Raw genomic sequence first — 17992 nt, 5'->3', positions numbered from 1 at the left:
GTCACCTCACCGCCGCCGGGTCGAGCGCGAACAGTTCGCGCAGCTGATCGGTGCTGAGGTCGGTGATCCAGTCCTCGCCGGTGCCGACGACCGACGAGGCCAGCGCCTTCTTGCGTTCTATCATCGCGTCGATCTTCTCCTCCAGCGTGCCGGTGCAGATGAACTTGCGGACCTGCACGTTGCGCGACTGTCCAATGCGGAAAGCCCGGTCGGTCGCCTGGTTCTCGACCGCCGGGTTCCACCACCGGTCGAAGTGGACGACGTGGTTGGCGGCGGTCAGATTCAGGCCGGTACCCGCCGCCTTCAGGGACAGCAGGAAGAGCATCGGCTCGTCGTCGTTCTGGAAGCGTTCGACCAGATCGTCGCGCTTGGCCTTCGTCAGTCCACCATGGAGCCACAGCACCGGTCGGTCGAGATGGGCGGCCAGATAGGGCTGCAGCAGCGAGCCCCACTCGGCGTACTGCGTGAAGATCAGGGCCTTGTCGCCGTCCTCGATGATCTCTTGGGCGAGTTCCTCGAGCCGGGCCAGCTTGCCCGAGCGGGCGGGCAGCCGGGAGCCGTCCTTGAGCAGGTGGGCCGGATGGTTGCAGACCTGCTTGAGCTTGGTCATCGCGGCCAGCACGTTGCCGCGGCGCTGGATGCCCTCGCTGCCCTCGATCTCCGACAGCATGTCCTCGACCACGGCCTGATAGAGCGTGGCCTGTTCGGCGGTGAGCGTGCACCAGACCTTCATCTCGTTCTTCTCGGGCAGGTCGGAGATGATGGTCTTGTCGGTCTTGAGGCGGCGCAGCACGAACGGGCCGGTGGCGCGCTTGAGGGCGGCAGCCGCGTCCTCGTCCTGGTGGATCTCGATCGGTTCCTGGAAGCGGCGGCGGAACCGCTTGGCCGGGCCGAGGATGCCGGGGTTGCAGAAGTCCATGATGGACCACAGTTCGGCCAGGTGATTCTCGACCGGCGTGCCGGTCAGCGCGAGACGGGTGCGGGCCGGCACGGCTCGTACGGCCTGGGACTGCCGGGTTCCGCTGTTCTTGATCGCTTGGGCCTCGTCGCAGACCACGCGACCCCAGTCGACCTTCTTCAGCGTCTCCAGATCGCGGGTCGCGGTGCCGTAGGTGGTGATGACCAAGTCTGAATTGTCCACTGTGTCGGCAAACTCGTCGCCGCGGACGCGCGTACCGCCATGATGGACGTAAACGCGGAGCGATGGCGCGAATCGGGCAGCTTCCTTCTGCCAGTTGCTGACCAAGGACATTGGACAAATGAGAATTGTCGGGTTTGCCGGTCCGATTGCCCGCTCGGCCAGCAGGAGGGAGAGGGTCTGGGCCGTTTTGCCGAGACCCATGTCGTCGGCCAGGATGCCGCCCAGCCCGAGCCGGGTGAGAAAGTGCAGCCAGGAGAGACCGCGCTCCTGGTAGGGCCGCAATGCGCCCTGGAAGGAGGCGGGAGTGGGCACGGGTTCCATCCGGTCGGCCGCCTGGCCCGACAGCAGGTCGCCGAGCATCCCGTCGGCGTCCACCTCGACCAGCGGCAGATCCTCCTCGCCGCCGTCCACCACCTGCTGCAGGACCTCGCCCGCGGTCAGCTCGCCCGCACGCCTGGAGGTGACGGCCCTGAGCGCGGCCTTCAGCTGGCGGTCGTCGAGCTCCACCCACTGCCCGCGCACCCGCACCAGCGGAACCTTGAGCCGGGCCAGCTCGGCCAGCTCCTCGGCGGTGACCACGCCGTCGCCGATCACCAGGTCGAGCCGGAAGTCGACCAGCTCCTGGAGGCCGAAACCGGATTCGGCGGCGGCCCGGGTCGAGGTGCCCTTCGGCTTGCGGGTACGGGTGGTCAGCTTGAGCCCGACCGCCTTGCGCCCGGCCCACGCCGGCAGCTGCACGCCGAAGCCGGCCGCCTGGAGCAGCGGCGCCGCGCTCCGCAGGAACTCGTGCGCCCCCGCGGTGTCGATCGCCATCCGGCCCGGCTCCTGGTCGCGCAGGGCCTCGTGGAGCGGCGGGAAGAGCCGTACGGCCCGGCCGAGCCCGGCCAGCAGCGTCTCGTCGGGCCGGGCGGGCAGGCCGGGGAAGCGGCCACCGGCCCAGACCTCCTCGGCCGGCAGGTAGAGGCTGGGATCGTCGGCCGACTGCAGGGCGAACTCGAGACCCCACTCGTCGGTCTCGGGTTCGGGCTCGAACAGCCGGAAGCTCACCCGCACCGGGCCGTTCGCCTCGTGGGCGGCGCGCAGCCAGTCGTCGAGGGCCGAGCGGAGCTCACGTTCCTCGGCCGGGCGGGCGCCGGGCAGGGTGGGGTCGTCGGCGGTCAGGGCGGCGATCCACCGGTCGGGCAGGGGGGCCTTGGGGCCGGCCCGATGCCCGTGCAGGATCCGCTCGGGCATCACGGAGCGTGCGGCCGCGTCGACAAGGTGATCGAGTGCGTTGCGCAGCGTCACCGTCACGCCGTCGCCGGCCGCGCGCACCGACGGGGGCATCCCCTCGGCGAAGTCCCGGTAGACGGCCGCGTCGGCGCCGGTGAGCACCGGCCGCCAGCGGGCGGTAGCCACGCCGTTCTCGGTGACCAGCTGCGGCAGCATCCGGCCCCGCCGGGCCAGGTCGCAGGCGTAGCCGGCCAGGACGCAGAGATAGCGCAGATCGGAGCCGGCCAGCCAGTCATCGGGCGGCTCGGCCAGCCCGCCGAGGGCCGCCATCGCCTCGGCCCCGGGGATCAGGAGCACCGGCACCCGCCAGGGGACGAGCTTGATTCCGCGGCCGGCCGCCTCGAGGCCGGTCTCGGGCGACGGTACGGGCCCGCGGGCGGTGCTGGGCAGATGGAGGATCGCCGTCGTCACGGACCCGCCGGAGATGTCCGGCAGATCGTCGGTGGCGAACGGGTGAGCGCGTTCCTGCGCCCGCGACGAGGTGATCAGCGGCCGGCCCGGGTCCTCGCCCCAGAGCATCAGCTGCCCGCCTGCCCAACCACCGTGTACGACGAGCACACCCACCCCCACCGAAGACCGCCATCGAGAGTAACGACCCATCTGAGAGGTAGGCCGCTGACGGTTCACCCCCGGCGGACGTACTCTTCGGTACGTGACGGCGAACCGGGAGATCGACAGCATTCTGCAGCGCGCGGCCGACGGCGGGCGGATCACGCCCGAGGAAGCGCTGCTGCTCTACACGGACGCTCCGTTCCACGCGCTGGGCGAGGCCGCCGACACGGTGCGCCGCCGCCGCCACCCGGACGGCATCGTCACGTACCTGATCGACCGCAACATCAACTACACGAACGTGTGCGTCACCGCGTGCAAGTTCTGCGCCTTCTTCCGTGCTCCGAAGCACAAGGAGGGCTGGTCGCACCCGATGGAGGAGATCCTCAACCGATGCGGTGAGGCGGTCGACCTCGGCGCCACCCAGGTGATGCTCCAGGGCGGCCACCACCCCGACTTCGGCGTGGAGTACTACGAGAACCTCTTCTCCTCCGTCAAGCAGGCGTTCCCGCAGCTCGCGATCCACTCGATCGGCCCCAGCGAGATCCTGCACATGGCCAAGGTCTCCGGCGTCTCGATCGAGGAGGCCATCCTGCGGATCAAGGCGGCCGGGCTCGACTCGATCGCCGGCGCGGGCGCCGAGATGCTGCCCGACCGTCCCCGCCAGGCCATCGCCCCGCTGAAGGAGAGCGGCGCCCGCTGGCTCGAGGTGATGGCGGTCGCGCACCGCAACGGCCTCTCGTCGACCGCGACCATGATGATGGGCACCGGCGAGACCCACGAGGAGCGCATCGAGCACATCCGGATGATCCGCGACGTGCAGGACCTCGCGGTGGCGAATGGCTACCGCGACGACGCCGTCGAGAGTGGCCAGGCGGTCGGGGGGTTCCGGGCCTTCATCCCCTGGACCTACCAGCCGGAGAACAACCACCTGAAGGGCCGTACGCAGGCCACGACGATGGAGTACCTGCGCTTCCTGGCGATGTCGCGGCTGTTCTTCGACAACGTGTCCCACCTGCAGGCCTCGTGGCTGACCACCGGCAAGGACGTCGGCCAGCTCTCGCTGCACCTCGGCGTCGACGACCTGGGCTCGATCATGCTGGAGGAGAACGTGATCTCCTCGGCCGGCGCCCGGCACCGGTCCAACCTGCACGAGCTGATCTGGATGATCCGTACGGCCGACCGCATCCCGGCCCAGCGCGACACCCTCTACAAGCATCTGGCCGTGCACTACACGCCCGAGGACGACCCGACCGACGAGCGGGTGGTGTCCCACTTCTCCTCGATCGCGATGCCCGGCGGCGGCGCCGGCCGTCAGCAGCTTCCGGTCGTCGGGGTCTCGTAACGGTAAAGAAAGTCACAGGCCGATATCGAGAACGCCCTGTTCGGGGGGTCGCCGTTGACCGTTCGGTCAGGTGCCCCTCGGCGAACCGGGGAGGGCGGATTGCCACTTCGTAACGAGCGACGTGAACCTCTGTTCCGAGCTTTCCCCGCTGGTTACGTTGCCCTCGTAAGACCTGAGACTTCTACCGGGAATCAATCTTCTCGGTGTTGGTTGCGGACCCGACCGATGGCGGTCGTATATATAACGCACAAGGAACCGGGCGGGATGGGTGACCATCCCGCCCGATCTGTTTTCCGGGGTGGCACAGTTGTCCGCGTGACGCGCGCAGATCTGGACAAGCAGCCGCATGAGGTCGCCGAGATGTTCGACGGCGTGGCCAAGCGGTACGACCTGACCAACACGGTGCTCTCCTTCGGGCAGGACCGTGGCTGGCGGCGGGCGACGCGGGCGGCGCTGGGGCTGCGGCCGGGGGAGCGGGTGCTGGACGTGGGCGCCGGCACCGGCGTCTCGACCGAGGAACTGGGCCGGTCGGGCGCGTTCGCGGTCGGGGCCGATTTGTCCGTCGGCATGCTGCGTGTGGGGCGCCAGGCCCGGCCGGTCGTGCCGCTGGTGGCCGGCGACGCGCTGCGGCTGCCCTTCCCAGACGGGACGTTCGACGCGGTCACGATCTCCTTCGCGCTACGCAACGTGGTCGACACGGGGGCTGCGCTGCGTGAGCTCGGCCGGGTGACACGTCCCGGTGGCCGCTTGGTGGTGTGCGAGTTCAGCCACCCGACCAACGGCGCCTTCCGCACTGTCTATCTGCAGTACCTCATGCGGTCGTTGCCCGCGGTCGCCCGCAGTGTGTCGAGCAACCCCGACGCGTACGTCTATCTCGCCGAATCGATCCGTGCCTGGCCCGACCAGGAGGCCCTGGCCGGCCGGATCGCCGAGTCGGGTTCGTGGGACCGCGTCGGCTGGCGCAACCTGACGGGCGGCGTCGTGGCATTGCATCGAGCCACGCGTCTCTAAAGGGGACAAGTCGCACGTTTCCGCCCATCTACGGCGAGTTCCTGTTTTCCTCGGAGAATGACCACTTTCGGGCACCTCGAGGACACCGACATCGACATTGCGATCGACGACCGTGACGCCGGCGAGCGTCGTGGCATGGAGCTGGCCGCCCGCATCCGGATGGTGGCCGCTCAAGATCCTGAGCTGGCACAAGATCTCGTCGAGCAGTTGATCTCCGCTCTGGAGAAGGCGACCGGCGGCACCTTCCGCCAGTTCCTGGACTCCGACGGCGAGTCCGAGATCACCTCGGAGGCACCGTCCGTCAATTCACCGGCGCGAAACAGTTAGGGTTCCCTTACCCGAACGACCTTCGATGGCCGTCTTAGACTCCGACTTGGGCGCGCTTGTGAACTGTTTCACGAGCCGCTGCGAGACGGAGGTGTGGTGTGCGCAACGAGGTACTATCCGGTCCGGTCGCCGACGAAGCGGATGTGATCGTCGTCGGAGCGGGTCCGGGCGGGTCCGCGGCCGCTTATCACATGGCGCGTCATGGCTTGCGCGTTCTGCTTCTCGAGAAAACCGAGTTCCCGCGCGAAAAAGTGTGCGGTGACGGCCTCACCCCGCGCGCTGTCCGGCAACTGGTCCGGATGGGCGTCGACACCTCCGAGAAGGCCGGCTGGCTGCACAACCGTGGCCTGCGCGTGATCGGCGGCGGCGTCCGGCTCGAGCTCGACTGGCCCGACCTGGCCAGCTTCCCCGACTACGGTCTCGTCCGTACCCGGCTGGACTTCGACGACATGCTGGCCAAGCGCGCGGTCGAGGCCGGTGCGCTGCTGCGGACGAACGTGAACGTCACCGGCCCCGTGCTCGACGACGACGGTCACGCCATCGGCGTCGAGGCCAAGGTCGGTCCCGGCAAGGAGCCCGTGCAGTTCCGGGCCCCGCTGGTGATCGCCGCCGACGGCGTCTCGGGCAAGCTCCCGCTGGCGATGGGCCTGGCCAAGCGCGACGACCGCCCGCTGGGCGTGGCCGTCCGGCGCTACTACACCTCGCCCGTGCGCGCCGACGACGACTACCTCGAGTCCTGGCTGGAGCTTCGCAGCTCCGAGGACCCGAGCCGCCTGCTTCCCGGCTACGGCTGGATCTTCGGCATGGGCGACGGCCGGGTGAACGTGGGCCTCGGCATCCTCAACTCGTCCAGCGCCTTCGGCAAGACCAACTACCGGTCGATGCTCACCGACTGGCTGGCCGGCACGCCCGCCGACTGGGGTTTCCGCGACGAGACCAACGCGGACGGGCCGATCCTCGGCGCCGCGCTGCCGATGGGCTTCAACCGGGTGCCGCACTACACGCGCGGTCTCATGCTGGTCGGCGACTCCGGCGGCATGGTGAACCCGATGAACGGCGAGGGCATCGCGTACGCCATGGAGTCGGGCGAGCTCGCGGCCGAGGTGGCCGTGCAGGCGCTGGCCCGGCCCGAGGGTGCCGACCGCGAGCGTGCGCTGCGGGCGTACCCGTCGGAGCTTAGTCTGCGGTTCGGTGGCTACTACCGACTCGGCGGAGTGTTCGTGAAGCTCATCGGCAACCCGCAGATCATGCGGCTCGCGACGAAGCACGGGATGCCGCATCCGACGTTGATGCGGTTCGTTCTGAAACTGCTGGCCAACCTCACCGACCCGCGTGGTGGTGACGCGATGGACCGGGTGATCAACGGCCTGACGAAGGTGGCCCCCGCCGTCTGACGCACCCCCGCTCGACCAAGAACAAATCGGACGAATAGTGTTATACGGCTCATAGTCGCAGTAGGAGTCCTGAGATGTCGGTCAACCCATACGTCCCGATCGTCGGGTTACTTGTCCTCGGCGCGCTCTTCGCGTTGTTCTCGGTGTCGATCGCGCCGATCGTCGGTCCACATCGCTACAACCGGGCCAAGCTCGACGCGTACGAGTGCGGTATCGAACCGGCGCCGACACCGGTGGGCGGCGGCCGGTTCCCGGTGAAGTTCTACCTGACCGCGATGCTCTTCATCATCTTCGACATCGAGACCATCTTCCTCTATCCGTGGGCCGTGTCCTTCAACGCGCTCGGCCTGTTCGGCTTCGTCGAGATGGTCCTGTTCATCGTCACGGTCTTCATCGCCTACACCTACGTGTGGCGGCGTGGCGGCCTCAACTGGGACTGATCCGCGGCAACTGGTCTTAACAGGAGACACAGCCATGGGAATCGAAGAGAAACTACCGGCCGGCATCCTGCTGACCTCCGTCGAGAAGTTGTCGAACTGGGCCCGCAAGTCCTCGTTCTGGGGTGCCACCTTCGGACTGGCCTGCTGTGCCATCGAGATGATGGCCGCCGGCGGTCCGCACTACGACCTCGGTCGCTGGGGCATGGAGGTCTTCCGGGCCTCGCCCCGGCAGGCCGACCTGATGATCGTGGCGGGTCGGGTGAGTCAGAAGATGGCGCCCGTCGTCCGGCAGATCTACGACCAGATGCCCGAGCCCCGCTCGGTGATCTCGATGGGCGTGTGCGCCTCGTCCGGCGGCATGTTCAACAACTACGCGATCGTGCAGGGCGTGGACCACATCGTCCCGGTCGACGTCTACCTGCCCGGCTGCCCGCCGCGGCCCGAGATGCTGATCGACGCCATCCTCAAGATGCGCGAGAAGGTGATGGCCCAGCCGCTCGGCCCCAACGGCCGCAAGATGCTGGAGCAGCGCCGGGCCGAAGGCAAGGTACCGGTCGTCGCGCCGGGTGCGATGCCGTCGTCGTACCGGGTGGACAAGGTGCGCCGGGCCGAGTGGACGCAGGCGGTCAAGGAAGGCCGCGAGGAACAGCTGCGCATCGAGAACTGGATGAAGCTGCAGCCGCACCTGCGGGAGGGCAAGTGAGCATCGAACCACAGGACGGCCCCCAGCCGGTCGGCGCCGACATCGACGCCCCGGCCCAGGCGCCGGCCAGCCCGCAGAAGGGCATGTTCGGCATCACCGGCACCGGTGACGTCTCCGGCTTCGGCGGCCTGGTCCGCCGGCGGCCCGAGGAGATCAGCAGCCCCAAGCCGTACGGCGGGTACTTCGACGAGGTCACCGACGCCCTCGAGGAGGCGTACCCCGGCTTCGCCGACGCGATCGAGCGGGTCGTGGTCGACCGGGGCGAGCTGACCCTGCACATCAAGGCCGAGCGGATCGCCGAAGTCGCGCAGATCATGCGGGACGACGAGTCGCTGCGCTTCGAGCTGTGCTCGTCGGTGTCCGGCGTGGACTACCTCGCCAGCGACGTCCGCCGGCTGCACGTCGTCTACCACCTGGCCTCGATGACGTACCGGCGCCGTGTGCGGCTCGAGATCGCCGTGCCCGACGGCGTGAGCGTCCCCAGCGTGACCAGCGTCTACCCGACCGCCGACTGGCAGGAGCGGGAGACGTACGACATGTTCGGCGTGGTCTTCGCGGGTCACCCCAACCTGACGCGGGTGCTCATGCCGGACGACTGGGAGGGCCACCCCCAGCGCAAGGACTACCCGCTCGGCGGCGTGCCCGTCGAGTACAAGGGCGCCGAGATTCCGCCTCCTGACCAGCGGAGGGTCTACCAATGACACAGTCCGGATACGCAACCGAGCGCGAGACCACCGAGGGCCGCGTCTTCACCGTCACCGGCGGCGACTGGGACACCGTCACCGGCAGCGTCGACCCGCTGAGCAACGAGAAGATCGTCGTCAACATGGGTCCGCAGCACCCGTCGACGCACGGCGTTCTGCGCCTCGTGCTCGAACTCGAGGGCGAGACCGTTCAGGAGGTACGGCCGGTCGTCGGTTACCTCCACACGGGCATCGAGAAGAACCTCGAGTACCGCAACTGGACGCAGGGCACCACCTTCGTCACCCGGGCCGATTACCTCGCGCCGCTGTTCAACGAGGCCGGTTACTGCCTCGCCGTCGAGAAGCTGCTCGGCATCACCGACCAGATCACCGAGCGGGCGAACACGATCCGGGTGCTCTTCATGGAGCTGAACCGGATCTCGTCGCACCTGGTCTGGCTGGCCACCACCGGCATGGAGCTGGGCGCCATCTCGATGATGCTGTACGGCTTCCGCGAGCGTGAGTACATCCTCGACATCTTCGAAGAGACCTCCGGCCTGCGGATGAACCACGCCTATTTCCGCCCGGGCGGAGTGGCGCAGGACGTTCCGGAGTCGGCGATCAAGAAGATCCGCGACTTTCTGGTCTACCTGCCCAAGAAACTCAAGGAGTACGAGGCCATGCTCTCCGGCCAGGTGATCTGGCAGGAGCGTACTCAGGGCGTCGCCGTGCTCGACGTGACCGGTTGCCTAGCGCTCGGCGTCACCGGGCCCGTGCTGCGTTCCGCCGGCCTGGCTTGGGACCTGCGGAAGACGATGCCCTACTGCGGCTATGAAAATTATGAGTTCGATGTCCCGACCGCGACGACCGCCGACGTCTGGGGGCGGTACCAGGTTCGTCTCGCCGAGATTCGAGAATCTCTCAAGATCATAGAGCAGGCCCTCGACCGCCTGCGGCCGGGTCCGATCTTCATCGCCGACAAAAAGATAGCCTGGCCTGCGCAATTGGCCGTCGGGCTGGACGGCATGGGCAACTCGCTCGAGCATGTGGCCAAGATCATGGGCCAGTCGATGGAGTCCCTTATCCACCATTTCAAGCTCGTGACCGAGGGCTTCCGGGTGCCGGCGGGTCAGGTCTACGTCGCGATCGAACACCCGCGCGGGGAACTCGGCGTGCACGCCGTCTCCGACGGTGGCACCCATCCCTACCGGGTGCACATGCGCGACCCGAGCTTCGTGAACCTCCAGGCCATCCCCGCGATGGCCGAGGGCGCGCTGTTGGCCGACGTCATCGCCGGCGGCGCTTCTCTGGACCCCGTGATGGGTGGGTGTGACCGGTAATGACTGATACAACGGTGGATTTCTCCCCCGCCGCCGCCCCTCTGGCCGAAAAGCTTCTCGGCCAGGCAACTGAGATCCTCGCTCGCTACCCCGCCGGTCGCGAACGGTCGGCCCTGCTGCCGCTGCTCCACCTGGTGCAGACCGTCGAGGGCCACGTCAGCCCGAACGGCGTGGCGTTCTGCGCCGAGATCCTGGGCATCAACAAGGCCCAGGTCGGCGCGGTCGCGACGTTCTACACGATGTACAAGCGCCGGCCGACCGGCGAGTACCTGGTGAGCGTCTGCACCAACACGCTGTGCAACACGCTCGGCGGCCAGGAGGTCTACGACCAACTGTCCGAGCACCTCGGCGTCGGGCACGACGAGACCACCGGCGACGGCCGCATCACGCTGGAGCACGCCGAGTGCCTGGCCGCCTGCGACTACGCACCGGTCGTCACGGTCAACTACGACTTCGCCCTCGACGAGGCCACCCCGGAGGCGGCGGTCGGCCTGGTCGAGAAGCTGCGCACCGGCGAGTCGTTCACGCCGGCCCGGGGCGCGCGGATCTGCTCCCTCAAGGAGATGCAGGTCCAGCTGGCCGGCTTCGCCGATCCCCGCGAAGGCGCGGTCGGCGACGGCCGGGCCGGGGCGCCCACCCTGCGCGGCGTGACCCTGGCCCAGGAGCACGGCGTGGCGGTGCCGAACTTCAACCCGGACACCCCCATCACCAAGACCAAGCCCTCCCCGCGTGAGGAGAGCAAGGGCCCGGTGGCCACCGTCGTCGACAAGGTGAAGTCGGTGGTGACCTCGCACGCGGGCAAGCCGGTCAAGGCCGGCGACGACAAGGACCCCCAGGTCCGTACGGCCGAGCAGCGCAACCCCGACGCCAGCACGCCGGACAAGGACGCCACGAGCAAGCCGGCGCCGGTCGTGCCGTCGAACCCGGCCGAGGCGGCCGGTGCGGGCGCCAACCAGCCCGCCGGTGACGGCAAGCCCGCCGGCGACACCGCCCGCGGCAGCGAGGAGGCGAAGTGACCCAGCCACGGCGTGAGCTTCTGGAAAAGCTGACCCCGGTCCTCACCAAGCGCTGGCTCTCGCCGAACGCCTGGCAGATCGGCGTCTACGAGCAGCTGGACGGATACCGTGCGGTCCGCAAGGCCCTCGACGTCCACCCCGACGACCTGATCCAGCTCATCAAGGACTCGGGCCTGCGCGGCCGCGGCGGCGCCGGCTTCCCGACCGGTCTCAAGTGGGGCTTCATCCCGCAGGGCGACGGCAAGCCGCACTACCTCGTGATCAACGCGGATGAGGGCGAGCCCGGCACCTGCAAGGACCTGCCGCTGATGACGTACGACCCGCACTCGCTGGTCGAGGGTGCGATCATCGCGGCGTACGCGATCCGGGCCAACCGGGCCTTCATCTACATTCGCGGCGAGGCGGTGCACGCCGCCCGGCGGCTGCGCAACGCGGTGGAGGAGGCGCGCGCCGCCGGATATCTGGGCGAGAACATCCTCGGCTCCGGGTTCGACCTCGAGCTGGTCGTGCACAGCGGCGCCGGCGCATACATCTGCGGCGAGGAGACCGCCCTGCTGGACTCGCTCGAGGGTTTCCGGGGCCAGCCGCGGTTGCGGCCGCCGTTCCCGGCGATCGCCGGCCTGTACGCGAGCCCGACGGTGGTCAACAACGTCGGCACCATCGCGAGTGTGCCGTACATCGTGCTCGGCGGCGCCGACTGGTGGAAGAGCATGGGCACCGAGAAATCGGCCGGCCCGATGATCTACTCGCTCTCCGGCCGGATCGCCAACCCGGGCCAGTACGAGTGTGGGCTCGGCATCACCCTGCGCGAGCTGATCGAGCTGGCCGGCGGGATGAAGCCCGGGCACAAGCTGAAGTTCTGGACGCCCGGCGGATCGTCGACGCCGCTGCTCACCGCCGAGCACATCGACACGGCGATGGACTTCGAGGGCGTCGCCGCGGCCGGGTCCATCCTCGGCACCACGGCCATGCAGATCTTCAGCGACCAGGACTGCCCGGTCTACTCGACCTGGCGGTGGCTGGAGTTCTACCACCACGAGTCCTGCGGCAAGTGCACCCCGTGCCGCGAGGGCAACTACTGGATGGTCCGCACCTACCGCCGGATCCTCTCCGGCGAGGGCACGTACAAGGACCTCGACACCCTGCAGGACACCGCCGACAACATCTTCGGCCGGTCCTTCTGCGGCCTCGGTGACGGCGCGGCCACCCCGGTCATGTCCACGCTGAAGTTCTTCCGCCAGGACTACCTGGACTACATCGAGGGCCGGACAGCTCCGCGGCTGTCGTCCAAGTCCCTGGTTGGAGCTCACTGATGACTGATGTAGCCAAGAAGGCCGACACCGTCACGCTCACCATCGACGGGATCGAGGTCGTCGCCGAGAAGGGCGAGCTCGTCATCCGCGTGGCCGAGCGGATGGGCATCGCGATTCCCCGGTTCTGCGACCACCCGCTGCTCGCGCCGGCCGGCGCCTGCCGGCAGTGCCTGGTCGACATCGAGGGCCAGCGCAAGCCGGTCGCCTCCTGCACCCAGACGGTCGCCGAGGGCATGGTCGTCAAGACCCAGCTCACCTCGCCGGTGGCCGCCAAGGCGCAGGGCGGCGTGATGGAGCTGCTGCTGGCCAACCACCCGCTCGACTGCCCGACCTGCGACAAGGGCGGCGAGTGCCCGCTGCAGAACCAGGCGATGACGAACGGCCGCACCGACTCCCGCTTCCACGAGCACAAGCGGGAGTACGAGAAGCCGATCCACATCTCCAGCCAGGTGCTGCTCGACCGCGAGCGGTGCATCCTGTGCCAGCGCTGCACCCGGTTCTCCGAGGAGATCGCCGGCGACAAGTTCATCGACCTGATGGACCGCTCGTCCGGCGAGCAGATCAACGTCTACCGCGACGACTTCTTCGGCGGCCGCGGCACCGGTGACGGCCAGGTCGGCGAGGGCGAGGGCGACGTCGCCTTCAACTCGTACTTCTCCGGCAACACGATCCAGATCTGCCCGGTCGGCGCGCTCACCGGCGAGCAGTACCGGTTCCGGGCCCGCCCGTTCGACCTGGTCTCCACGCCGACGGCGTGCGAGCACTGCGCGGCCGGCTGCTCGATGCGGGCCGACCACCGCCGCGGCAAGGTGCTGCGCCGGCTGGCCGGCGACGACCCGGCGGTCAACGAGGAGTGGAACTGCGACAAGGGCCGCTGGGGTTTCCGCTACACGACCGCCAACGACCGGATCACCACGCCGCTGATCCGCGGCGCCGACGGTGAGCTGCGCGAGGCGTCCTGGAGCGAGGCGCTGCTGGCGGCGGCCGAAGGCCTGACCGCGGCCAGGGAGAGCGGGGTCGGGGTCCTCACGGGTGGCCGGCTCACCGTGGAGGACGCGTACTCGTACGCCAAATTCGCCCGTCTCGCCCTCGGCACCAACGACATCGACTTCCGGGCCCGCCCGCTCAGCGCCGAGGAGGCCGATTTCCTGGCCTCGTCGGTGGCCGGACTGGCCGACGTGACCTACGAGGACGTCGAGAACGCGGGCTCGGTGGTGATCGCCGGGCTGGAGCCGGAGGAGGAGTGCCCGATCCTCTTCCTGCGCCTGCGCAAGGGCTTCAACCGCAAGCGGCTGAAGGTCACGGCCGTCGCGCCGTACCTGACCCGCGGTTTCACCAAGCTGGGGGCCGCGCTCGTGGCGGCCGTGCCCGGCGAGGAGGCCCGGCTGCTGGCCGAGGACCCGGCGATCGCCGCCGCGCTCGCGACGCCGGGCGCGGTGCTGATCGTCGGCGAGCGGCTGGCCACGGTGCCCGGCGGTCTGTCGGCCGCGGCGGCGCTGGCCGTGCGGACCGGCGCCCGCCTCGCGTGGGTGCCCCGCCGGGCCGGTGACCGCGGCGCCATCGACGCCGGCTGCCTGCCCAACCTGCTGCCGGGCGGGCGCCCGGTGGCCGACCCGGCCGCTCGGGCCGAGCTGGCCCGGGCGTGGAAGGCCGCGCCCGACACGCTGCCGGGCTCGGCCGGCCGCGACACCGACGCGATCATCGCGGCGGCCGCCGAGGGGAGGCTCGGCGGCCTGCTGGTCGCCGGCGTCGACCCGGGCGACCTGGCCGACCCGCGGCTGGCCGAGCAGGCGCTCGAGGCGGCCGGCTTCGTGGTCAGCCTCGAGCTGCGGCACAGCGCGGTGACCCGCCGCGCCGACGTGGTGCTGCCGGTGGCCCCGGCGGCCGAGAAGTCGGGCACCTACCTCGACTGGGAGGGCCGGCTGCGGTCCTTCGGAACGGTGCTCCCGACCAGCACGGCGATGACCGACGGCCGGGTGCTCGAGGCGATCGCGGCCCTGATGAACGTGACGCTCGGGACCGGCGACGTCATGGCGATCCGCCGCGAGCTCGGCGCCATGCCGGCGAGCAGCGCGGCCCGCCCGGCGCTGCCCTCGGTGTCTCCCGCCGCGCTGCCTTCCGTCACCTCGGCGGAAGCCGTCCTCGCCACCTGGCACCACCTGATCGACCTCGGCTCGCTGACCGAGGGCGACGCGGTGCTGGCCGGGACGGCCCGGACGCCGCTGGCCCGCATCGGCAAGGACCTGGCCGAGGAGCTGGGCGTGGCCGACGGGGACGCGCTCACGGTCGGCACCGACCGCGGCGCCGTCACCCTGCCGGTCGCGATCACCGATCTGCCGCCGCGGGTGGTGTGGCTGCCCACGAACTCCCCAGGCTCCACGCTGCGCCGCAGCCTGGGGGTCACCGCCGGCGCGGTTGTCCGGCTCTCTTCGGGAGCGAACGCATGAAGTCGACATTGCTGGCGGCGCACGCCGTCGACCCCACCCTCCAGACGTTCGAGGACGACATCTGGTGGATCACGCTGATCAAGCTGTTCGGCGTCTTCGTCCTGCTGCTCCTGTTGACGCTCTTCACGATCAACTATGAGCGCAAGGTCGTGGCCCGGATGGCGGTCCGCCCCGGTCCCAACCAGGTCGGTCCCAAGGGCTGGCTGCAGAGCCTCACGGACGGTGTGAAGCTGCCGTTCAAGGAGGAGATCATCCCAAAGACCGCCGACAAGGTGGTCTACTTCATCGCCCCGGTGATCTCGGCGACCACGGCCTTCACCGCCTTCTCGGTGATTCCGTTCGGCGGCGTGGTCAACATGTTCGGCCAGACGACGGCGCTGCAGCTCACCGACGTGCCGGTCTCGGTGCTGGTGCTGCTCGCCTGCTCCTCGATGAGCGTGTACGGCGTCGTGCTGGCCGGCTGGGCGTCCGGCTCCACCTACCCGCTGCTGGGTGGCCTGCGGTCGAGTGCGCAGATGATCTCGTACGAGGTCGCCATGGGTCTGTCCATCGTGGCCGTCTTCATGACGGCCGGCACGATGAGCACGTCGCAGATCGTCAAGGCGCAGGCCGAGGGCAACCCGGTGAACATCTTCGGCTGGGAGGCGACGACACCGAGCTGGTACGCGATCCTGCTGCTCCCCAGCTTCGTCATCTACTGCATCGCCGCCGTCGGTGAGACCAACCGGGCGCCGTTCGACCTGCCCGAGGCGGAGTCGGAGCTGGTCGGTGGCTTCCACACCGAGTACTCGTCGTTCAAGTTCGCGCTGTTCTTCCTGGCCGAGTACATCAACATGATCACCGTCTCGGCGTTCTGCACCACGCTGTTCCTCGGCGGCTGGCGCGCGCCGTGGCCGATCACCACGATCTGGGAAGGCGCCAACGCCGGCTACTTCGGGCTGATCTGGTTCTTCGCCAAGGTGCTGCTGCTGCTCTTCGGCTTCATCTGGCTGCGGGCCACGCTGCCCCGCATGCGCTACGACCAGTTCATGCGGTTCGGCTGGAAGGTCCTCATCCCGGTCAACCTGGTCTGGATCCTCTTCCTGAGCTACGTCAAGGTCGCCAACAACGAGCTGTCGCAGCAGGCCAAGTGGATCTCGATCGTCGGCATCGTGGTCGTCGTCCTGCTGGTCGCCATGCTCTGGCCGGCCGCCCGCAAGCCACGGCAGCTCTCCCTGGAGGAACAGCTGGCCGCGCGACCACCGGGCAGTTTCCCGGTGCCACCGATCGACCTACAGGTTCCCCCCAGCCCACGGGCCCGCCGCGCGGTGGCCGAACGCGCACCCGCCACGGTGGGCGGCGACCCCGCTCCCTCGGAAAACAAGGAGGTGTGACGTGGGTACGTTCACCGGCTCGTTCAAGGGCTTCGGGGTGACCTTCGCGCACATGTTCCGCAAGGTCATCACGACCGACTACCCGTTCACGCCGCCGACGCCGGCCCCGCGCTACCACGGCCGGCACATCCTCAACCGGCACCCGGACGGGCTGGAGAAGTGCATCGGGTGCGAGCTCTGCGCCTGGGCCTGCCCGGCCGACGCGATCTACGTCGAGGGCGCCGACAACACCGACGACCAGCGCTTCTCGCCCGGTGAGCGGTACGCGGGGATCTACCAGATCAACTACGCGCGGTGCATCTTCTGCGGCCTGTGCATCGAGGCCTGCCCGACCCGTTCGCTCACCATGAGCAACGAGTACGAGCTGGCCCGCGACAGCCGGCAGGACCTGATCTTCACGAAGAAGGAACTGCTGGCCCCGCTTCTGGAGGGCATGGAGCAGCCGCCGCACCCGATGCGCCTGGGCGAGACCGACAAGGACTACTACGTCGGCGCTCTCACCAACCCGGGCACCTCGGTCGGCGCCGAGCGGGCGCCCTGGGCCACGAACGAAGTTTCGGACGCGACGGGCGAAGCGGCGAAGGGGGCCGTGTGATGGACCACGTCTCCACCGGCGAGGCCGTCGCCTTCTGGATCCTCGGCCCGATCGCGGTGATCGGGGCGCTGGGCATGGTGCTGGCCCGCAACGCCGTGCACTCCGCGCTCTGGCTCGTGTTGACGATGCTCTGCCTCGGCGTCACGTACGTGATCAATGCCGCGCCGTTCCTGGGCATGGTGCAGATCATCGTCTACACCGGCGCGATCATGATGCTGTTCCTGTTCGTGCTGATGCTGGTCGGCCGGGATGCCTCGGACTCCCTGATCGAGACGTTGCGCGGCCAGCGGGTGGCCGCGATCGTGCTCGGCGTCGGCTTCGCGATCCTGGTCGGCACCGGCCTGGCCCGCTCGCTCGGGGACACCCCGACGGCCGGCCTGACCGAGGCCAACGCCAACGGCAACGTCCAGGGCCTCGCGTCGCTGCTGTTCACCCGCTACGTCTTCGCCTTCGAGGTCACCTCGGCCCTGCTCATCACGGCGGCGGTCGGCGCGATGGTGCTGGCGCACGTCGAGCGGGCCAAGGCGGACGTGGTCGACCAGCTGACCCGGATGAAGCAGCGCTTCCGCCCTGGCAGCTACCCCGGCCCCAAGCCCGGCCCGGGCGTGTACGCCAACACGATGTCGGTCGCCGCGCCCGCCCGCCTGCCGGACGGTAACGGCGCCGAGCGGAGCATCTCCGCGATCCTTCCGCTGCGCGAGCTGACGGCGGACGAGGCGGCCCCGAAGGGAACAGAGAAGTGACTCCTGACTACTACCTCGTTCTGGCGGCCATCCTCTTCACCATCGGCGCCGCCGGGGTGCTCGTCCGCCGCAACGCGATCGTGCTGTTCATGTGCATCGAGCTGATGCTCAACGCCGCGAACCTCGCCCTGGTCACCTTCAGCCGCATCAACGGCAGCCTCGACGGCCAGATCATCGCGTTCTTCGTGATGGTCGTCGCGGCGGCCGAGGTCGTGGTGGGTCTCGCGATCATCATGTCGATCTTCCGTACGAGGCGCTCCGCGAGCGTCGACGACGCGAACCTCCTCAAGTACTAAAGGG

Annotated in this window: 16 protein-coding genes; 15 read left to right on the top strand and 1 reads right to left on the bottom strand. The window is 69.1% G+C overall.

What is annotated here, in order from left to right:
- Position 1 precedes the first annotated feature (1 nt).
- The gene (locus tag ACGFJ7_RS41635; RefSeq protein WP_392647559.1) at positions 2–2932 is read right to left on the bottom strand and encodes a DEAD/DEAH box helicase; all 2931 of its coding nucleotides are present in this window, start codon (positions 2930–2932) and stop codon (positions 2–4) included.
- Between the two features lie 133 nt (positions 2933–3065).
- Between ACGFJ7_RS41635 and mqnC the strand changes: the two genes are divergently transcribed.
- The 15 genes from mqnC to nuoK all read left to right on the top strand — a co-directional run bounded on the left by mqnC (position 3066) and on the right by nuoK (position 17988).
- On the top strand, positions 3066–4307 hold the full coding sequence (gene mqnC, locus ACGFJ7_RS41630) for a cyclic dehypoxanthinyl futalosine synthase (protein ID WP_360260537.1): 1242 nt from the start codon (positions 3066–3068) through the stop codon (positions 4305–4307).
- 264 nt (positions 4308–4571) lie between these two features.
- Positions 4572–5318: a demethylmenaquinone methyltransferase gene (locus ACGFJ7_RS41625; RefSeq protein WP_392647557.1), complete on the top strand. Its 747-nt coding sequence runs from the start codon at positions 4572–4574 to the stop codon at positions 5316–5318.
- Positions 5319–5375: 57 nt separating this feature from the next.
- Positions 5376–5645, top strand: coding sequence for a hypothetical protein (locus ACGFJ7_RS41620; protein ID WP_360260531.1), 270 nt, complete (start codon positions 5376–5378; stop codon positions 5643–5645).
- Positions 5646–5743: 98 nt separating this feature from the next.
- Complete coding sequence (locus tag ACGFJ7_RS41615) at positions 5744–7039, top strand: geranylgeranyl reductase family protein (protein ID WP_360260528.1); 1296 nt, start codon at positions 5744–5746, stop codon at positions 7037–7039.
- A 74-nt stretch (positions 7040–7113) separates the two neighbouring features.
- A complete protein-coding gene (locus ACGFJ7_RS41610; protein WP_360260525.1) occupies positions 7114–7479 on the top strand; it encodes an NADH-quinone oxidoreductase subunit A in 366 nt (121 codons plus the stop codon).
- Between the two features lie 34 nt (positions 7480–7513).
- Positions 7514–8182 carry an NADH-quinone oxidoreductase subunit B family protein gene (locus ACGFJ7_RS41605; RefSeq protein ID WP_360260523.1) on the top strand — a complete coding sequence of 223 codons (669 nt, stop codon included), beginning with the start codon at positions 7514–7516 and terminating at the stop codon, positions 8180–8182.
- Positions 8183–8265: 83 nt separating this feature from the next.
- Entirely contained in the window at positions 8266–8883 is a 618-nt protein-coding gene (locus ACGFJ7_RS41600; protein WP_360260639.1) for an NADH-quinone oxidoreductase subunit C, read from the top strand.
- Positions 8880–10205, top strand: coding sequence for an NADH-quinone oxidoreductase subunit D (locus ACGFJ7_RS41595; protein ID WP_360260520.1), 1326 nt, complete (start codon positions 8880–8882; stop codon positions 10203–10205). The genes ACGFJ7_RS41600 and ACGFJ7_RS41595 overlap by 4 nt, the downstream gene beginning before the upstream one ends.
- On the top strand, positions 10205–11221 hold the full coding sequence (gene nuoE / locus ACGFJ7_RS41590; protein ID WP_360260518.1) for an NADH-quinone oxidoreductase subunit NuoE: 1017 nt from the start codon (positions 10205–10207) through the stop codon (positions 11219–11221). The genes ACGFJ7_RS41595 and nuoE overlap by 1 nt, the downstream gene beginning before the upstream one ends.
- On the top strand, positions 11218–12534 hold the full coding sequence (gene nuoF, locus ACGFJ7_RS41585) for an NADH-quinone oxidoreductase subunit NuoF (RefSeq protein WP_360260515.1): 1317 nt from the start codon (positions 11218–11220) through the stop codon (positions 12532–12534). Before nuoE ends, nuoF begins: the two co-directional genes overlap by 4 nt.
- A complete protein-coding gene (locus tag ACGFJ7_RS41580) occupies positions 12534–14981 on the top strand; it encodes an NADH-quinone oxidoreductase subunit G (RefSeq protein ID WP_392647552.1) in 2448 nt (815 codons plus the stop codon). Before nuoF ends, ACGFJ7_RS41580 begins: the two co-directional genes overlap by 1 nt.
- Positions 14978–16354: an NADH-quinone oxidoreductase subunit NuoH gene (nuoH, locus tag ACGFJ7_RS41575; protein WP_360260511.1), complete on the top strand. Its 1377-nt coding sequence runs from the start codon at positions 14978–14980 to the stop codon at positions 16352–16354. The genes ACGFJ7_RS41580 and nuoH overlap by 4 nt, the downstream gene beginning before the upstream one ends.
- Before the next feature lies 1 nt (position 16355).
- Positions 16356–16949: an NADH-quinone oxidoreductase subunit NuoI gene (gene nuoI, locus ACGFJ7_RS41570; protein WP_392647550.1), complete on the top strand. Its 594-nt coding sequence runs from the start codon at positions 16356–16358 to the stop codon at positions 16947–16949.
- Positions 16949–17692 carry an NADH-quinone oxidoreductase subunit J gene (locus ACGFJ7_RS41565; protein WP_360260506.1) on the top strand — a complete coding sequence of 248 codons (744 nt, stop codon included), beginning with the start codon at positions 16949–16951 and terminating at the stop codon, positions 17690–17692. Before nuoI ends, ACGFJ7_RS41565 begins: the two co-directional genes overlap by 1 nt.
- Positions 17689–17988, top strand: coding sequence for an NADH-quinone oxidoreductase subunit NuoK (nuoK, locus tag ACGFJ7_RS41560; protein ID WP_360260504.1), 300 nt, complete (start codon positions 17689–17691; stop codon positions 17986–17988). The genes ACGFJ7_RS41565 and nuoK overlap by 4 nt, the downstream gene beginning before the upstream one ends.
- Positions 17989–17992: the final 4 nt, after the last annotated feature.

Source organism: Actinoplanes sp. NPDC048988, from assembly GCF_043197815.1.
Classification (GTDB): Bacteria; Actinomycetota; Actinomycetes; order Mycobacteriales; family Micromonosporaceae; genus Actinoplanes.
Note: the sequence above shows the minus strand (reverse complement) of the source record. Positions and strands in the feature narration are given on the sequence as shown.

Coding starts and splice junctions, on each gene's coding strand:
- ACGFJ7_RS41635 (WP_392647559.1), bottom strand. CDS start 2,932: ATGCTCTGGGGCGAGGACCCGGGCCGGCCGCTGATCACCTCGTCGCGG.
- ACGFJ7_RS41625 (WP_392647557.1), top strand. CDS start 4,572: ATGGGTGACCATCCCGCCCGATCTGTTTTCCGGGGTGGCACAGTTGTC.
- ACGFJ7_RS41620 (WP_360260531.1), top strand. CDS start 5,376: ATGACCACTTTCGGGCACCTCGAGGACACCGACATCGACATTGCGATC.
- ACGFJ7_RS41610 (WP_360260525.1), top strand. CDS start 7,114: ATGTCGGTCAACCCATACGTCCCGATCGTCGGGTTACTTGTCCTCGGC.
- ACGFJ7_RS41605 (WP_360260523.1), top strand. CDS start 7,514: ATGGGAATCGAAGAGAAACTACCGGCCGGCATCCTGCTGACCTCCGTC.
- ACGFJ7_RS41600 (WP_360260639.1), top strand. CDS start 8,266: ATGTTCGGCATCACCGGCACCGGTGACGTCTCCGGCTTCGGCGGCCTG.
- ACGFJ7_RS41595 (WP_360260520.1), top strand. CDS start 8,880: ATGACACAGTCCGGATACGCAACCGAGCGCGAGACCACCGAGGGCCGC.
- nuoE (WP_360260518.1), top strand. CDS start 10,205: ATGACTGATACAACGGTGGATTTCTCCCCCGCCGCCGCCCCTCTGGCC.
- ACGFJ7_RS41580 (WP_392647552.1), top strand. CDS start 12,534: ATGACTGATGTAGCCAAGAAGGCCGACACCGTCACGCTCACCATCGAC.
- nuoH (WP_360260511.1), top strand. CDS start 14,978: ATGAAGTCGACATTGCTGGCGGCGCACGCCGTCGACCCCACCCTCCAG.
- ACGFJ7_RS41565 (WP_360260506.1), top strand. CDS start 16,949: ATGGACCACGTCTCCACCGGCGAGGCCGTCGCCTTCTGGATCCTCGGC.